This is a genomic window from Streptomyces sp. NPDC021100 (assembly GCF_044333095.1).
Classification (GTDB): domain Bacteria; phylum Actinomycetota; class Actinomycetes; order Streptomycetales; family Streptomycetaceae; genus Streptomyces.
Genome location: NZ_JBIRQH010000009.1, coordinates 103,897 through 119,895, shown reverse-complemented (window position 1 = coordinate 119,895; position 15,999 = coordinate 103,897). Strand labels below are relative to the sequence as shown.

18 protein-coding genes are annotated in these 15,999 nt (G+C 70.5%); 16 read left to right on the top strand and 2 right to left on the bottom strand.

The window, feature by feature from the left end:
* The 14 genes from rplR (at window position 1) to truA (ending at window position 9,584) form a co-directional block, all read left to right on the top strand.
* Window positions 1-384: a 50S ribosomal protein L18 gene (gene rplR, locus ACH4PU_RS18575; RefSeq protein ID WP_004946663.1), complete on the top strand. Its 384-nt coding sequence runs from the start codon at window positions 1-3 to the stop codon at window positions 382-384.
* A gap of 46 nt (window positions 385-430) precedes the next feature.
* The gene (rpsE, locus tag ACH4PU_RS18570; protein WP_004946659.1) at window positions 431-1,033 is read left to right on the top strand and encodes a 30S ribosomal protein S5; all 603 of its coding nucleotides are present in this window, start codon (window positions 431-433) and stop codon (window positions 1,031-1,033) included.
* Window positions 1,033-1,215, top strand: a complete 183-nt coding sequence (gene rpmD, locus ACH4PU_RS18565) for a 50S ribosomal protein L30 (RefSeq protein WP_171169730.1) — start codon at window positions 1,033-1,035, stop codon at window positions 1,213-1,215. The genes rpsE and rpmD overlap by 1 nt, the downstream gene beginning before the upstream one ends.
* 1 nt (window position 1,216) lies before the next feature.
* Window positions 1,217-1,672 (top strand): 50S ribosomal protein L15, encoded by a 456-nt coding sequence (rplO, locus tag ACH4PU_RS18560; RefSeq protein WP_185943965.1) that lies wholly within the window; start codon window positions 1,217-1,219, stop codon window positions 1,670-1,672.
* A gap of 225 nt (window positions 1,673-1,897) precedes the next feature.
* On the top strand, window positions 1,898-3,214 hold the full coding sequence (secY, locus tag ACH4PU_RS18555) for a preprotein translocase subunit SecY (RefSeq protein WP_398272817.1): 1,317 nt from the start codon (window positions 1,898-1,900) through the stop codon (window positions 3,212-3,214).
* Window positions 3,214-3,873: an adenylate kinase gene (locus tag ACH4PU_RS18550; RefSeq protein WP_398272815.1), complete on the top strand. Its 660-nt coding sequence runs from the start codon at window positions 3,214-3,216 to the stop codon at window positions 3,871-3,873. Before secY ends, ACH4PU_RS18550 begins: the two co-directional genes overlap by 1 nt.
* 126 nt (window positions 3,874-3,999) lie before the next feature.
* Entirely contained in the window at window positions 4,000-4,839 is an 840-nt protein-coding gene (map, locus tag ACH4PU_RS18545) for a type I methionyl aminopeptidase (protein WP_398272813.1), read from the top strand.
* A gap of 453 nt (window positions 4,840-5,292) precedes the next feature.
* Entirely contained in the window at window positions 5,293-5,514 is a 222-nt protein-coding gene (infA, locus tag ACH4PU_RS18540) for a translation initiation factor IF-1 (protein WP_003956442.1), read from the top strand.
* Between the two features lie 60 nt (window positions 5,515-5,574).
* A complete protein-coding gene (rpmJ, locus tag ACH4PU_RS18535) occupies window positions 5,575-5,688 on the top strand; it encodes a 50S ribosomal protein L36 (protein WP_003956441.1) in 114 nt (37 codons plus the stop codon).
* A 203-nt stretch (window positions 5,689-5,891) separates the two neighbouring features.
* Complete coding sequence (gene rpsM / locus ACH4PU_RS18530; RefSeq protein ID WP_004946638.1) at window positions 5,892-6,272, top strand: 30S ribosomal protein S13; 381 nt, start codon at window positions 5,892-5,894, stop codon at window positions 6,270-6,272.
* A gap of 67 nt (window positions 6,273-6,339) precedes the next feature.
* Window positions 6,340-6,744 (top strand): 30S ribosomal protein S11, encoded by a 405-nt coding sequence (gene rpsK / locus ACH4PU_RS18525; protein ID WP_003948617.1) that lies wholly within the window; start codon window positions 6,340-6,342, stop codon window positions 6,742-6,744.
* 202 nt (window positions 6,745-6,946) lie between these two features.
* A complete protein-coding gene (locus ACH4PU_RS18520) occupies window positions 6,947-7,969 on the top strand; it encodes a DNA-directed RNA polymerase subunit alpha (RefSeq protein ID WP_004946635.1) in 1,023 nt (340 codons plus the stop codon).
* Window positions 7,970-8,170: 201 nt separating this feature from the next.
* Complete coding sequence (gene rplQ / locus ACH4PU_RS18515) at window positions 8,171-8,638, top strand: 50S ribosomal protein L17 (RefSeq protein ID WP_398272810.1); 468 nt, start codon at window positions 8,171-8,173, stop codon at window positions 8,636-8,638.
* An 85-nt stretch (window positions 8,639-8,723) separates the two neighbouring features.
* On the top strand, window positions 8,724-9,584 hold the full coding sequence (gene truA, locus ACH4PU_RS18510) for a tRNA pseudouridine(38-40) synthase TruA (protein ID WP_398272808.1): 861 nt from the start codon (window positions 8,724-8,726) through the stop codon (window positions 9,582-9,584).
* A gap of 4 nt (window positions 9,585-9,588) precedes the next feature.
* Here truA and ACH4PU_RS18505 read toward each other — a convergent pair whose 3' ends face one another.
* A complete protein-coding gene (locus ACH4PU_RS18505) occupies window positions 9,589-11,694 on the bottom strand; it encodes a glycosyltransferase (protein WP_398272805.1) in 2,106 nt (701 codons plus the stop codon).
* Window positions 11,695-12,171: 477 nt separating this feature from the next.
* Between ACH4PU_RS18505 and ACH4PU_RS18500 the strand changes: the two genes are divergently transcribed.
* Window positions 12,172-13,017: a hypothetical protein gene (locus tag ACH4PU_RS18500; protein WP_398272803.1), complete on the top strand. Its 846-nt coding sequence runs from the start codon at window positions 12,172-12,174 to the stop codon at window positions 13,015-13,017.
* Between the two features lie 206 nt (window positions 13,018-13,223).
* On the opposite strand, the gene ACH4PU_RS18495 is transcribed toward ACH4PU_RS18500, so the two are convergent.
* Entirely contained in the window at window positions 13,224-14,057 is an 834-nt protein-coding gene (locus ACH4PU_RS18495; RefSeq protein ID WP_398272801.1) for a hypothetical protein, read from the bottom strand.
* Window positions 14,058-14,132: 75 nt separating this feature from the next.
* On the opposite strand from ACH4PU_RS18495, the gene ACH4PU_RS18490 reads away from it, so the two are divergent.
* Complete coding sequence (locus tag ACH4PU_RS18490) at window positions 14,133-15,752, top strand: ATP-binding cassette domain-containing protein (protein ID WP_398272799.1); 1,620 nt, start codon at window positions 14,133-14,135, stop codon at window positions 15,750-15,752.
* Window positions 15,753-15,999 lie beyond the last annotated feature (247 nt).

Sequence of the window (15,999 nt, the reverse complement as noted above, 5' to 3'; positions counted from 1 at the left end):
ATGGCATACGGTGTGAAGATCGCGAAGGGCGACGCCTACAAGCGCGCCGCCGCGAAGCGCCGCCACATCCGCATCCGCAAGCGGATCTCCGGTACGGCCGAGCGCCCCCGCCTGGTCGTCACGCGCTCCAACCGTGGCATCACCGCCCAGGTCATCGACGACATCAAGGGTCACACCCTGGCGTCGGCGTCGACCCTGGACGCGTCGATCCGCGGTGGCGAGGGTGACAAGAGCGCCCAGGCCAAGAAGGTTGGCGCCCTGGTCGCCGAGCGTGCCAAGGCCGCCGGTGTCGAGGCCGTCGTGTTCGACCGCGGTGGCAACCAGTACGCCGGGCGCATTGCCGCTCTGGCGGACGCCGCCCGCGAAGCCGGGCTGAAGTTCTAAGCCCCGGTTCCGGAGCTAGCGGACGTAACAGAGAGAGGTAATTCCAATGGCTGGACCCCAGCGCCGCGGAAGCGGTGCCGGTGGCGGCGAGCGGCGGGACCGGAAGGGTCGCGACGGTGGCGCTGCCGCCGAGAAGACCGCGTACGTTGAGCGCGTAGTCGCGATCAACCGCGTCGCCAAGGTTGTCAAGGGTGGTCGCCGCTTCAGCTTCACCGCGCTGGTCGTGGTGGGCGACGGTGACGGCACGGTCGGTGTCGGTTACGGCAAGGCCAAGGAAGTTCCGGCTGCCATCGCCAAGGGCGTGGAAGAGGCCAAGAAGAACTTCTTCAAGGTCCCCCGGATCCAGGGCACCGTCCCGCACCCGATCCAGGGCGAGAAGGCGGCCGGCGTCGTCATGCTCAAGCCCGCGTCCCCCGGTACCGGTGTTATCGCCGGTGGCCCGGTGCGCGCGGTGCTCGAGTGCGCCGGCATCCACGACATCCTGTCGAAGTCGCTCGGTTCGTCGAACCCGATCAACATCGTGCACGCCACGGTGGAGGCCCTCAAGGGACTGCAGCGTCCCGAGGAGATCGCCGCCCGTCGTGGTCTGCCGCTCGAGGACGTCGCGCCCGCCGCCCTGCTGCGTGCGCGTGCGGGGGCGGGTGCGTAATGGCTCGTCTCAAGGTCACGCAGACCAAGTCCTACATCGGCAGCAAGCAGAACCACCGCGACACCCTGCGTTCGCTCGGTCTGAAGAAGATCAACGACGTGGTTGTCAAGGAAGACCGTCCCGAGATCCGCGGCATGGTGCAGACCGTCCGCCACCTCGTCACGGTCGAGGAGGTCGACTGACATGGCGGAGCAGAACCCGCTGAAGGTCCACAACCTCCGTCCGGCCCCCGGTGCCAAGACCGCCAAGACCCGTGTCGGTCGTGGTGAGGCGTCGAAGGGTAAGACGGCCGGCCGTGGTACCAAGGGCACCAAGGCCCGTTACCAGGTTCCGGAGCGCTTCGAGGGTGGGCAGATGCCCCTCCACATGCGCCTCCCGAAGCTGAAGGGCTTCAAGAACCCCGCCCACAAGCAGTTCCAGGTCGTGAACCTGGACAAGCTGGCCGCGCTCTACCCGCAGGGTGGCGAGGTCACGGTGGCCGACCTGGTCGCCAAGGGCGCGGTGCGCAAGAACGAGCTCGTCAAGGTCCTGGGCCAGGGCGAGATCTCCGTGGCGATCCAGGTGACGGTCGACGCCGTCTCCGGTTCCGCCAAGGAGAAGATCGCCGCCGCCGGCGGCACCGTCACCGAACTCATCTGAGTTCGTTGACCCGACAACCGGGGATGTCCCATAGGGGCATCCCCGGTTGGTCGTTCCTAGCCGGGCACGGTCGCCGGTAAGGTGGCGTGGACTGTTGCTGTACCCATGGGGGGAATCACCCCCGGGTCGTGCGGACTGTGCCCGCACGGCCATGACTGATATGTATTCGTCGATCCTCAAGACCGTTACCTCTCACGTGGGTGCGTGAGAGGCGCAGGAGGCACCGTGCTCACCGCGTTCGCCCGGGCGTTCAAGACGCCCGACCTGCGCAAGAAGCTGCTGTTCACGCTGGGCATCATGGTGCTCTACCGGCTCGGGTCGCAGGTCCCGATCCCGGGGGTCAACTACCAGAACGTCCAGACGTGTGTCGACCAGGCCAAGAGTGGTCAGGGCCTGTTCGGCCTCGTGAACATGTTCAGTGGTGGCGCGCTGCTGCAGATCACGATCTTCGCGCTGGGGGTCATGCCGTACATCACGGCGAGCATCATCCTGCAGCTGCTCACGGTCGTGATCCCCCGGCTGGAAGCCCTGAAGAAGGAAGGGCAGTCCGGCCAGGCCAAGATCACGCAGTACACGCGTTATCTGACCATCGCGCTCGCCGTGCTCCAGGGCACCGGTCTGGTCGCCGTCGCGCGCAACGGCGCGCTCTTCGGCAACTGCCCGGTCGCGTCCGACATCGTGCCCAACCACTCGATCTTCACGACCATCACGATGGTCATCACCATGACCGCGGGCACCGCGCTCATCATGTGGCTCGGTGAGATCGTCACCGACCGCGGCATCGGCAACGGCATGTCGATCCTGATGTTCACCTCGATCGCCGCGCAGTTCCCGAGCGCGCTGTGGGCGATCAAGCTCCAGGGCAAGCTGATGGGCGGCTGGCTGGAGTTCGGCCTCGTCATCCTCTGCGGCCTGGCCATGGTCGGCCTCGTGGTCTTCGTCGAGCAGGCGCAGCGGCGCGTGCCCGTGCAGTACGCGAAGCGCATGATCGGCCGCCGTTCGTACGGCGGGACGTCGACCTACATCCCGCTCAAGGTGAACCAGGCGGGCGTCATCCCCGTGATTTTCGCCTCGTCCCTGCTCTACATCCCGGCGCTGCTGGTGCAGTTCACCGACTCCAAGGACTCGGGCTGGGCGCAGTGGATCCAGGCCAACCTGGTCAAGGGCGACCACCCGATCTACATGGTCACTTACTTCCTGCTGATCGTTTTCTTCGCCTTCTTCTACGTCGCCATCTCCTTCAACCCCGAAGAAGTTGCAGACAACATGAAGAAGTATGGTGGGTTCATCCCGGGCATCCGGGCGGGACGTCCCACCGCGGAGTACCTGAGCTACGTGCTGAACCGCATCACGTGGCCGGGCTCTCTCTACCTGGGCGTGATCGCCCTGGTGCCCACCGTGGCGCTGGTCACACTCAACGCGAACCAGAACTTCCCATTCGGGGGAACCAGCATCCTGATCATCGTGGGTGTCGGTCTGGAGACGGTGAAGCAGATCGAGAGCCAGCTTCAGCAGCGCAACTACGAAGGGTTCCTCCGCTGATGCGAATCGTCCTCGTCGGGCCGCCCGGCGCCGGCAAGGGTACGCAGGCCGCGTACCTCGCCAAGAATCTCGCGATCCCGCACATCTCGACGGGCGACCTCTTCCGGGCGAACATCAGCCAGGGCACCCCGCTGGGCGTCCAGGCCCAGGAGTACATGCGCGCGGGCCAGCTGGTCCCGGACTCGGTGACCATCGGCATGGCCGAGGACAGGATGGACCAGGACGACGCCTCCGGCGGCTTCCTGCTGGACGGCTTCCCGCGCAACATCGGGCAGGCCGAGGCGCTGGACGCCTACCTGAACCGCAAGGGCCTGAAGCTGGACGCCGTCCTGGACCTGGAGGTCCCCGAGGACGAGGTGGTCAAGCGGATCGCCGGCCGCCGGATCTGCCGCGCGGACAGCAGCCACGTCTTCCACGTGATCTACAACCGCTCGGAGACCGAGGGCGTCTGCGACGTCTGCGGCGGCGAGCTCTACCAGCGCGACGACGACCGTGAGGACACGGTCCGCAAGCGGCTGGAGGTCTACCACAGCGAGACCGAGCCGATCATCGACTACTACAAGGCCCAGGGCCTGGTGGTGACGATCTCCGCGCTCGGCAAGGTCGCCGAGGTGACCCAGCGGGCCATGGAGGCGCTCCCCGCGCGGGACGGCGCCTGAGCCACCGGTGGTGTACGGCCGCGATGCCCTTCGGGGGATCGCGGCCGTAGTGTTGTTTGAACCAGTTTTCCGCGCGGTCCTGCGCGCGTTCTGTCGGAATATGTCGTCGAGCCGAGGAAGGCCCCCATGGCGGTAGAGATCAAGACCCCGGACCAGATCGCGAAGATGCGCGAGGCGGGGCTGGTCGTCGCCGCCATCCACGCCGCCACCCGGGAGGCGGCCGTCCCCGGCGCGACCACCAAGGACCTCGACGACGTCGCCCGCAAGGTGCTGGCCGAGCACGGCGCCAAGTCGAACTTCCTCGGCTACGGCGGCTTTCCCGCGACGATCTGCACCTCGGTGAACGAGGTCGTCGTGCACGGCATCCCGAGCGCGGAGACCGTCCTGAAGGACGGCGACATCATCTCCATCGACGCCGGCGCCATCGTCGACGGCTGGCACGGCGACGCGGCCTTCACCGCTTTCGTGGGCGGCGGGCACGCGCCGGAGCTGGTGGAGCTCTCCCGGGTGACCGAGGAGTCCATGTGGGCCGGCATCGCGGCCGTGAAGAACGGCAACCGGCTGGTGGACGTCTCCCGGGCCATCGAGACGTACATCCGCCGCCAGCCGCGCCCGGCGACCGGCAAGTACGGGATCATCGAGGACTACGGCGGGCACGGCATCGGCTCCGAGATGCACATGGACCCGCACCTGCTGAACTACGTCTCCCGCAAGCGGGGCCGCGGCCCGAAGCTGGTCCCCGGCTTCTGCATCGCGATCGAGCCGATGGTGTCGCTGGGCACGCCGCGGACGCACGTCCTGGAGGACGAGTGGACGGTCCTCACCGATGACCTGACCTGGTCGTCGCACTGGGAGCACTCCGTCGCCCTGACGGAGGAGGGGCCGCTGGTGCTCACCGCCGTGGACGGCGGGAAGGCGAAGCTGGCGGAGCTGGGTGTGACGGCGGCGCCGGATCCGCTGGGCTGAGCCGAGGGCCTGGCGGCCGCCCCTGCCACGTCCGCCGGTCGGAGGGCGGCGCAGCCGCTCGAAGCTTGTGAGGCGCCCCGGCGCCGATCCCGCGAGGGCGGCGTTGTGAGGAGCCTGTGGCGGGAGGGCGAAGCCGGCGGAGCCGGGTGTGACGGCGGCGCCGGATCCGCTGGGCTGAGCGGGGTCCTTACGGCGGCCCGTGTCCGGGCCGACCGGTCGGAGGGCGGCGTCGGGATGGGCCGGCCCGCCGGGCCGAGGCCCGGCTCGTGGCGGTTTTTCCGGTCGGGAGCCGCCGCTTAAGGATCACTGCGGCTGGGCAAGCACCCCTGGATTAGTCTTTCCGGTTGCCCTGACGTAGACTGATGCGTCGGCTCTCGTGTATCCGCATGCCCGCGTTCGCGCGGGGGTGCGAATCCCGGAGTCGATCAAGGTAGCCGATTCGAAAGGCGAAGCGTGGCCAAGAAGCAAGGTGCCATCGAGATTGAGGGCACCGTGATCGAGTCTCTGCCGAACGCCATGTTCAAGGTGGAGCTCCAGAACGGTCACAAGGTCCTCGCGCACATCAGCGGCAAGATGCGGATGCACTACATCCGTATCCTTCCCGACGACCGGGTCGTGGTGGAGCTCTCTCCGTACGACCTGACGCGCGGACGGATCGTCTACCGCTACAAGTAGATCTTGTCGGCATCCCGCTCCGGCGGGGTGGTGGCACTGACCCGGAGAACCTCACATCCCATGAAGGTCAAGCCGAGCGTCAAGAAGATCTGCGACAAGTGCAAGGTGATCCGCCGCCACGGCCGGGTCATGGTCATCTGCGACAACCTGCGCCACAAGCAGCGCCAGGGCTGACGCACACCGAACCGCACTCCGCAGTTCTTCGCGCGACGCGAGCAACGTACATACGCAGGGCCCGTCCCTCTCTGTAAGGAGGGCGACACCCCCGGTTTCGGAGGCCGGGGACCCAGTCCGTACCAACTCTTCGCCCCGGCGGAGGGGACGGCGGCTGGGAGCGGTCCTGTGGAAGACCTCCGACGAACATCTGGAGCCATTCAATGGCACGCGTTTCCGGTGTCGACATCCCGCGTGACAAGCGCGTGGAGGTCGCACTCACCTACGTCTTCGGTATCGGCCGCACCCAGTCGAAGGCGACCCTCGCCGCGACCGGTGTGAACCCGAACACCCGCGTTCGTGACCTGGCCGAAGAGGACCTGGTCAAGATCCGCGAGTACGTGGACGCCAACCTCAAGACCGAGGGTGACCTCCGTCGCGAGATCCAGGCCGACATCCGCCGCAAGGTCGAGATCGGCTGCTACCAGGGTCTGCGTCACCGTCGTGGCCTGCCGGTCCACGGTCAGCGCACCAGCACGAACGCTCGTACCCGCAAGGGCCCGCGTCGCGCCATCGCCGGCAAGAAGAAGCCGGGCAAGAAGTAGTCCTCAGCGGACGCTTGACCACGCGGTCTTCGCTGTAGGACCGACCACCTCCCTGTAGGAGTAAGAGATGCCCCCCAAGGGTCGTCAGGGCGCTGCCAAGAAGGTGCGCCGCAAGGAAAAGAAGAACGTCGCTCACGGCCACGCGCACATCAAGAGCACGTTCAACAACACGATCGTGTCCATCACGGACCCGACCGGCAACGTGATCTCCTGGGCCTCCGCCGGCCACGTCGGCTTCAAGGGCTCGCGCAAGTCCACCCCGTTCGCCGCGCAGATGGCCGCCGAGTCGGCCGCTCGCCGCGCGCAGGAGCACGGCATGCGCAAGGTCGACGTCTTCGTCAAGGGTCCGGGCTCCGGCCGTGAGACCGCCATCCGTTCGCTCCAGGCGACCGGTCTCGAGGTGGGCTCCATCCAGGACGTCACCCCGACCCCGCACAACGGCTGCCGTCCCCCCAAGCGTCGCCGCGTCTGATCGGGCGCACGGCGGCCTTCCCCGCGTCAGCGGGGGTGGCCCACGTCGCCGCGTCTGATCCGAGGGTCTTCCGACCCCTGGTGTGATCGCGCCGCTTGATACGGCGTTCGGGCGGTACGGCTCCTCGGGGCCGTGCCGCCCGTACCCTTGCAGTACCTCAGGACATCAAATAGTGGGTGTCCATGACTGAAGGATTCATCGCATGCTGATCGCTCAGCGTCCCTCGCTGACCGAAGAGGTCGTCGACGAGTTCCGCTCGCGGTTCGTGATCGAGCCGCTGGAGCCGGGCTTCGGCTACACCCTCGGCAACTCCCTGCGTCGTACGCTCCTCTCCTCGATCCCGGGTGCGGCGGTCACGTCCATCCGCATCGACGGTGTCCTGCACGAGTTCACCACCGTGCCGGGCGTCAAGGAGGACGTCACCGACCTCATCCTCAACATCAAGCAGCTGGTCGTCTCCTCGGAGCACGACGAGCCGGTCGTGATGTACCTGCGCAAGCAGGGCCCCGGCCTGGTCACCGCCGCGGACATCGCCCCGCCGGCCGGCGTCGAGGTGCACAACCCCGACCTGGTCCTGGCGACGCTGAACGCCAAGGGCAAGCTGGAGATGGAGCTGACCGTCGAGCGCGGTCGCGGCTACGTCTCCGCCGTCCAGAACAAGCAGGTGGGCCAGGAGATCGGCCGTATCCCGGTCGACTCCATCTACTCGCCGGTCCTCAAGGTCACCTACAAGGTCGAGGCGACCCGAGTCGAGCAGCGCACCGACTTCGACAAGCTGATCGTCGACGTCGAGACCAAGCAGGCCATGCGCCCGCGTGACGCCATGGCGTCCGCCGGCAAGACCCTGGTCGAGCTGTTCGGTCTCGCCCGCGAGCTGAACATCGACGCCGAGGGCATCGACATGGGTCCGTCCCCGACGGACGCCGCCCTGGCCGCCGACCTGGCGCTGCCGATCGAGGAGCTGGAGCTCACCGTTCGGTCGTACAACTGCCTCAAGCGCGAGGGCATCCACTCCGTGGGTGAGCTCGTCGCCCGCTCCGAGGCCGACCTGCTCGACATCCGCAACTTCGGTGCGAAGTCGATCGACGAGGTCAAGGCGAAGCTGGCCGGTATGGGCCTGGCGCTGAAGGACTCGCCTCCCGGCTTCGACCCGACCGCCGCCGCCGACGCGTTCGGCGCCGACGACGACGCGGATGCGGGCTTCGTCGAGACCGAGCAGTACTGAGCTCGGGTCCGACGGACGGATCTTGGGTGCGGGTGCGCTGTGCCTGATCGCGCACACGCGACGGAGTCGCATAGTCGACACCGCCCCGCGCCCCTTCCGGGCGCCTCTTCGAGGCGTCCCGGATCTCCGACGGGCGACCGCCCGCTCGGATACTGACTCCGGTACCTGATACGGCCGGGGCAGACACCTAGGAGAAACACCATGCCGCGTCCCACCAAGGGTGCCCGTCTGGGCGGCGGTGCCGCGCACGAGAAGCTGATGCTGGCGAACCTCGCCCGCTCCCTCTTCGAGCACGGCCGCATCACCACCACCGAGGCCAAGGCCCGTCGCCTGCGCCCGGTCGCCGAGCGCCTGATCACCAAGGCGAAGAAGGGCGACATCCACAACCGTCGCCAGGTGCTGCAGACGATCACCGACAAGGGCATCGTCCACACCCTCTTCACCGAGATCGCTCCGCGCTACGCCGAGCGTCCGGGTGGCTACACCCGGATCACCAAGATCGGTAACCGCCGTGGCGACAACGCGCCCATGGCCGTGATCGAGCTGGTCGAGGGCGAGATCGCCAAGAAGGCGACCGTCGCCGAGGCCGAGGCCGCCACCAAGCGTGCGGTCAAGGAGTCCGAGGCCGCTGCCGCCGAGGCGCCGGCCGAGGAGTCCAAGGACGCCTGACGCGTCCGACGGATGCGTGTGTGCACGGACGGGTCCGCTCCCTCACGGGGGCGGGCCCGTCCCGCGTTTTCTGAGAGGAACTCTGGTGAGTGACGAGGTGGAACCCGGTCACGTCCGGGTGCGGCTGGACCTGTCGTACGACGGCAAGGACTTCTCCGGGTGGGCCAAGCAGCGCGAGGGCCAGCGGACGGTCCAGGGCGAGCTGGAGGACGCGATCCGGACCGTGACGCGGTCCAAGACCACGTACGAGCTGACGGTCGCGGGCCGGACGGACGCCGGGGTGCACGCCCGCGGCCAGGTCGCGCACGTCGATCTGCCCGTCGAGGTGTGGGCCGAGCACGAGGACAAGCTGCTGCGCCGGCTGGCCGGCCGGCTGTCGCACGACGTGCGGGTGTGGCGGGTCGCGGAGGCGCCCGCCGGATTCAACGCGCGGTTCTCCGCGATCTGGCGGCGGTACGCGTACCGGGTCGTGGACCACCCGGCGGGGGTCGATCCGCTGCTGCGCGGGCATGTGCTGTGGCACGACTGGCCGCTGGACGTCGACGCGATGAACGCGGCCGCCGAACGGCTCGTCGGGGAACACGACTTCGCCGCGTACTGCAAGAAGCGCGAGGGTGCCACGACCATCCGTACGCTCCAGCGGCTCGACTGGGAGCGGGACGCGGACGGGGTGATCACCGCGACCGTGAAGGCCGACGCGTTCTGCCACAACATGGTGCGGTCGCTGGTCGGCGCGCTGCTGTTCGTCGGCGACGGGCACCGGCCGGTGGACTGGCCGGGGAAGGTGCTGGCGGCCGGGGTGCGGGACTCGGCGGTGCATGTGGTGCGGCCGCACGGGCTGACCCTGGAGGAGGTCGGCTACCCGGCCGACTCGGAGCTCGCGGCCCGCAACCGGGAAGCGCGCAACAAGCGCACGCTCCCCGGGCGTTCCGGCGGTTGCTGCTAGTCCGTCAGGTGGATTCAGCGGCCGGGCAGTTGACGGCCAGGTCGCTGTTGACGGTGAGGTACGGGCGGACGCCGCCGACCGTCGGGTAGATGTCGGTCTTGTTGCGGTCGACGATGTCCCCGACGATCCGGCCGATCCGCACCGGCTCGGCGTCGCCGGCCAGCCGCAGCGCCAGGTCCCAGATCGCGCCCTCGTCGCCGCGGGCCGCCTTGAGCTGGGAGGTGCGCAGGGTGAAGCGGAAGCTCGTCGGGTCCAGGACGGTGACCTCGGCCGAGATGTCGGCAGCGGACTCCGCGCGCGGGGTGCCGATGACGAACGGCTTGGTGTCCTCGGTGAACGAGGTGCCGTAGAGCCGGCCCTGGACCGTCAGCGACGTCTCGGTCTGACGGATCGACAGCGCCTCGGCGTGCGCGGGGCGGTGCCAGGCGCGCAGCGCCAGGTAGCCGTCCACCGTCGGGTAGGCGATCATCCAGGTGAACGGGGAACCGGGCAGCGGCTCCAGGCCCAGCAGGTTCTTGCCCTCGGCGAGGTGGGAGACGACGCGGCGGCGCGCCTTGTCCTCGTCGCGGACGACGTGCAGGTCCCAACGGCCCTCGTCCAGCCGCAGCTTGGCGCGGTCCAGGACGGCCGTGTAGGGCGCGCCCGGAGTGGCGGGGGTGGCGAGGGGGACGCTGACCGGCTTGCCCTCCTTGCGGCGGGTGACGGTCAGCGAGAGGTCGTCGCCGGCCAGGCCCTTGCCGTCGACGGAGACGACGATGTTGCCGTCGGCGTCGACGCGGGTGGAGGCGGTGGCCTTCAGCGGCCGGCGGACTATCTCCTTCAGCGCCTCGGACACCGGCTTGCGGGCCGGCTGGGCGACCGGGCGGTGCCGCAGCGGCCGGATGACCTTGCCGATGGTGCGGCGCAGGCTCTGGCCCAGCGGGACGGTCTTGTCCGGGGCGGCCGCGGCGTCGGCGGACCGCGGGGTGGTGTCCACGCCGAGGCCGCGGATCAGGTCCTCGTAGGCGTCGGCGATCTGCTCGGGGGCGTAGCGCTGGGCGGAGACCTGGGCGGCGGCGCCCATGGTGCGGCGCAGTTCGTCGTCCTCGATGAGCCTGAGCAGGCCCTTGGCGATGCCCTCGCTGTCGCCGACGGGGACGAGGAGGCCGTCCTTGCCGTCGGTGATGATCTCGCCGGGGCCGTGCGGGCAGTCGGTGGCGACGACGGGGACGCCGCAGTTCATGGCCTCCACGATCGTCATGCCGAACGACTCCTCGCGGGAGGTGACGGCGGCGATGGAGCCCTTGGCCCACTCGGTCTCGATGGGCGAGTGGGCGCCCATGAGGGTGATCGTCTCGGTGAGGCCGAGGCGCTCGATCTGGGCGCGGAGCTTGGCCAGTTCGGGGCCGCGGCCGTAGATCCGCAGGTTCCAGTCGGGGCGCTTGGCGTGCACGGTCGCCCAGGCGGCGACCAGCAGGTCGTAGCGCTTGACCGGGATCAGGCGGCCGGCGGCGACGACGAGCTTGGTGGCCGGGTCGGCGGGCTCGACCTCGCTGGGCGGGCAGCCGTTGGGGATGCAGATGATCTTCGTCTTGACGTCGGGGAACTGCTCGCGGTGGGTGCGGGCGTCCGCCTCGGAAACGGTGGTGTGGGCGTCCAGGTGCGGGATGGCGCGGTCCTGGGCGGCGCGGATGTTCGGCTCGTGGGTGCCGTAGATCCGGTGCTCCTGGCCGATCTTCAGGTAGCGGTCCTGGCCGAAGCCGGCCAGGTACATCACCAGGCCGGGGCGGGTGGCGACGACGACGTCGGCGTCCGTCTCGGCGAGGTGGTCGGCGACCCGGCGGTCGGTGAGGGCGCTGAAGTGGGCGCCCTTCGCCTCCTTGGGCGGGATGTAGGCGCTGTCCTGCGACAGAAGCGGGTCGCCGCGGTCGGCCCCGTGGTCCTCACGGGTGTCGATGAGGTTGACCAGCTTGACCTTGGGGTGGAGCGGCAGCCGGGGGACCTTGCCGGTCCGCAGGATCGACACGATCTCCACGTCGTGCCGGGCGGCGAGCGCACTGGCGACGTTGAACGTGGAGCGGATGGTGCCGCCGATGCCGTACGCGTTCTGCAACAGGAAAGAGATCTTCATGGCGGTGTGTGCGCGACACGCCTCTGCCGGCGCCGCGTCCGTCCTTCCCCCTGGCCTGGGTACTCGGGGTCCGTCCCCTGCCGGCCGGTCGTGGAGACCGGTCTGTACCGGATGAGACCGCCGACGGGGGGTTCGGTTGCCTGGGCAGCCTACATTGTGGCCTCTGTCACGCGTCGGGCGGTGGTCGGCGGGGACCGTGCCGGGGGTGAACCGGGGGCGTGCGGGTGGACCGTCGTGCGCCCTCTGGTCGTCTGCGCGTTCGCGTTTCGTGCTCGCGTCGTGATGTCCCCGTGCGTCAATCGTGGCGCCGCCCGCTCATCCTGAGATCTCGACGAGATCGAGGCGTCCCCCGGGGGACCCGACACCGGAATGACCGCCGGTGGCCGGGGTGCGGGACGCGGGGCCGCGGGGAGCGGCGGTGCGACGCCGGTGTGGCGTGACGGGCCCCGGCCCCTGGCGACTGGAAGGGTGGGGGACGTGAAGGCGAGAACGGCGGCCGCGCTGTGTGCGGCCGTGACGGTGGGAATGCTGGTGCCGGTGGCCGGCTGCGCGGGGGACCGGGCCGGGGCCGGGCACGGGAACGACGGGAAGCGCTCGGTGGGGTCCGCCGACGCCCGGGACCGGGGGCCGGCGGCCGGAGAGTCGCCCGGTGCGTCCGAGGAGAGCGGTGACGGGCGGCGGGCCGGGCGGCTCGGCGGCGTCGAGCTCACCAAGGACGAGGTGTCCGGGCTGGTGATCGAGCAGGCGCCACCGGGCTCCGCCGGCCGCGGCACGCCCACCGCCGACCGGGCCGCGTGCCGGCCGCTGGCCACGGCCCTGGGCTCGCAGCCGCGGCCGCGGCCGCTGGAGTCGGTGATGTCCACGTTCGCGGGCGAGCAGGACGGGCCCGACGAGGGTCTGCTGGGGACCGTGCGGGTCGCCGAGTACCGGCCCGGCGAGGCCGCGGCCACGCTCCGCGGACTCCGGGACGCGGCGGCGGGCTGCGCGGGCGGGTTCACGATGCGGACGGGCGAGGGCGAACGGCAGGTGTTCGACGCGGTCGAGAACGTGGCGGCGCCCCGGCTGGGGGATGAGGCGGCCGCCTATCGGCTCACCAATGCGGTGGAGGAGGCGCCGACGCTGATCACTGTGGTGCGGTCGGGGGAGGTGCTGTCCATGTTCTTCGCCACGAGCCTTGGGGATCCCGGGCGGGCGGAGATTCCGGAGCGGTTGGTGGGGGCGCAGGTGCGGCGGGTTGAGGCGGCGGGGTTGCGGCCGACGGGTGCCGCCGATGACAAGGGGGGCGGTGGGCCGGGGGTGCTGCCGCAGGGGGACGAGGGGTAGCGCCTGCGGCGGGCGGTGCCCCGGTCCTGCCCCTTCGCCGATTCCCGGGGGCAAGCCCCCGGACCCCCGAAACCGCGCTCCGCGCGGTTGTCCTCAAACGCCGGACGGGCTGAGTGGTCAGCCCGCCCGGGGGTGCGGGGGCTCGCCCCCGCAAGAAACGGTGAAAGGGCGGGACCGGGGCACCAGCCCGCCGCAGGCGCCCCCCGTCAGTGGGTGACCGACGACGCCGCCGCTGCCGCAGCCGCCGCCCGCCCCCGGGCCAGGACGCGGCCGAACGCGTACGTCGAGATATCCCGACCGGCATCGAGCGCCTTGCGCTCGTCCGCGGTCACCGGCCTGTTGTCCGCGTTCCCCGCGACCGTGAAGTACGCGTACCGCCCCTCCGCGTTCGCCGTCAGCCGGCAGGCCGTCGCCTGGCAGAAGGCGGCGGCGCCGTCGCCGGACAGAGCGGCGATGTTGCCCGCCGACTGGGCCTTCGCCTTGTCCGCGGCGGCCTTGGTGTCGAAGACGGCGACGCCGACCGTCACGGCCACCCCGTCGCGTACGTAGGTGGCGCGCAGCACCTGGCGGCAGCCGTTGGACGACAGGACGGAGCCGAGTGCGCCCTGGGTGACGGAGGCGCAGTCGGTGGTGGCCGCGGTGGCGGTCCGCTCGTACGTCCGGCCCGACAGGGCGGGCTTGGCGTCGGGGAACAGCGTTCCGGTGGTCAGCGGGGCCTTGTCCTTCTCCGCGCTGGAGATGAAGGCCCGGGGGTCCTGGGGCGGGGGCGGGGCGACCGGGGCGAAGGTGGGTTCGGGGGTTCCGGGGGTTCCGGGGGAGGAAGCGGGCGCGGAGGCTCCGGCGGCCCGCTTGCCGCCATCGCCACCACCGCCGTCCGACCGCACGATCGCGGTGGCCACGATCGCCGCCACCCCGCCCGCGGCCAGCACCCCACCGCCGATCATCAGCAGCTTCCGGCGGCGGTCGCGCGCCGCCGTGTCCGCGGCGAGCGCCGCCCAGTCCGGAGTTCCCCCGCCCGGCTCCCCCTGCCCAAAGCTCATGGGGCGCATCGTAGACCGGGCGCCCGCCGGGTAAACGGGTTGGTGGCGTCCCGGAAAGCCGACACAATGCGCGCTATGGGGCATGTCGAGGTCGCGCACGTCGAGTACTACCTGCCGGACGGCCGGCCGCTGCTGGGGGACGTGTCCTTCCGGGTCGGCGAAGGGGCCGCCGTCGCGCTGGTCGGCGCCAACGGCGCCGGGAAGACGACGCTGCTGCGGCTGATCGCCGGGGACCTCCAGCCGCACGGCGGGACGGTCGGCGTCGGGGGCGGGCTCGGGGTGATGCCGCAGTTCGTGGGGTCCGTACGGGACGAGCGGACCGTGCGCGACCTGCTCGTCTCCGTGGCGCCGCCGCGGATCCGGGAGGCCGCCGCGGCCGTCGACGCCGCCGAGCGCGCGATCATGACCGTCGACGACGAGGCCGCGCAGATGGCATACGCCCAGGCCCTGTCCGACTGGGCCGAGGCGCGCGGCTACGAGGCCGAGACCACGTGGGACATGTGCACCATGGCGGCGCTCGGCGTGCCGTACGAGCAGGCCCAGTGGCGGCAGGTGCGCACCCTGTCCGGCGGCGAGCAGAAGCGCCTGGTGCTGGAGTCGCTGCTGCGCGGCACCGACGAGGTGCTGCTGCTGGACGAGCCGGACAACTACCTCGACGTCCCCGGCAAGCGCTGGCTGGAGGAGCGGCTGTGCGAGACGAAGAAGACGGTTCTCTTCGTCTCGCACGACCGCGAGCTGCTCGCCCGTTCCGCCGAGAAGATCATCAGCGTGGAGCCGGGGCCGGCGGGCAGCGACGTGTGGGTGCACGGCGGCGGCTTCGCCACGTACCACGAGGCCCGCAAGGAGCGCTTCGCCCGCTTCGAGGAGCTGCGCAGGCGGTGGGACGAGAAGCACGCCCAGCTGAAGAAGCTGGTGCTCTCGCTGCGGCAGGCCGCCTCGATCAGCCACGAGCTGGCCTCCCGCTACGCCGCCGCCCAGACCCGGCTGCGCAAGTTCGAGGAGGCCGGCCCGCCGCCCGAGCCGCCGCGCGAGCAGGACATCCGGATGCGGCTGCGCGGCGGCCGGACCGGCGTACGGGCCGTGACCTGCGCGGGGCTGGAGCTGACCGGGCTGATGAAGCCGTTCGACCTGGAGGTCTTCTACGGGGAGCGGGTCGCCGTCCTCGGGTCGAACGGTTCGGGGAAGTCGCACTTCCTGCGGCTGCTGGCGGGGGAGGAGGTCGCGCACACCGGGCAGTGGAGGCTGGGCGCCCGCGTCGTCCCCGGCCACTTCGCGCAGACGCACGCGCACCCCGAGCTGATGGGCCGCGCGCTCGTCGACATCCTGTGGACGGAGCACGCCAGGGACCGGGGCGCCGCGATGTCCGCGCTGCGCCGCTACGAGCTCGACCGGCAGGGCGACCAGCTCTTCGACCGGCTCTCCGGCGGGCAGCAGGCCCGCTTCCAGATCCTGCTGCTGGAGCTGGCGGGCACCACGGCGCTGTTGCTGGACGAGCCGACGGACAACCTGGACCTGGAGAGCGCGGAGGCGCTGCAGCAGGGGCTGGAGGCGTACGAGGGGACGGTGCTAGCCGTCACCCACGACCGCTGGTTCGCGCGTGCGTTCGATCGGTTTCTGGTCTTCGGCGCCGACGGGCGGGTGCGGGAGGCGTCGGAGCCGGTGTGGGACGAGAAGCGGGTCGCGCGGGCGAGGTGAGGGCGGCCGGGGGTCCGGGGGGTGCCCCCCGGGAGGGCGCGGCGGACGAGAAGCGGGTCGCGCGGGTGCGGTGAGGCCGGTGGGGGGCCTGGGATCCGCCGCCGGTGGGACCATGTGTTTTGACCCCGCGGGTGGGCGCCCGGTACTCTACGAGTTCGTTATGCGTATTGGCTTGGTCGTTCTCACGCGAGGGGCCCTTACGCTTGTCCGTCAGGCCGATCACCGGCGGTCGGCACGCGGGTTGCGT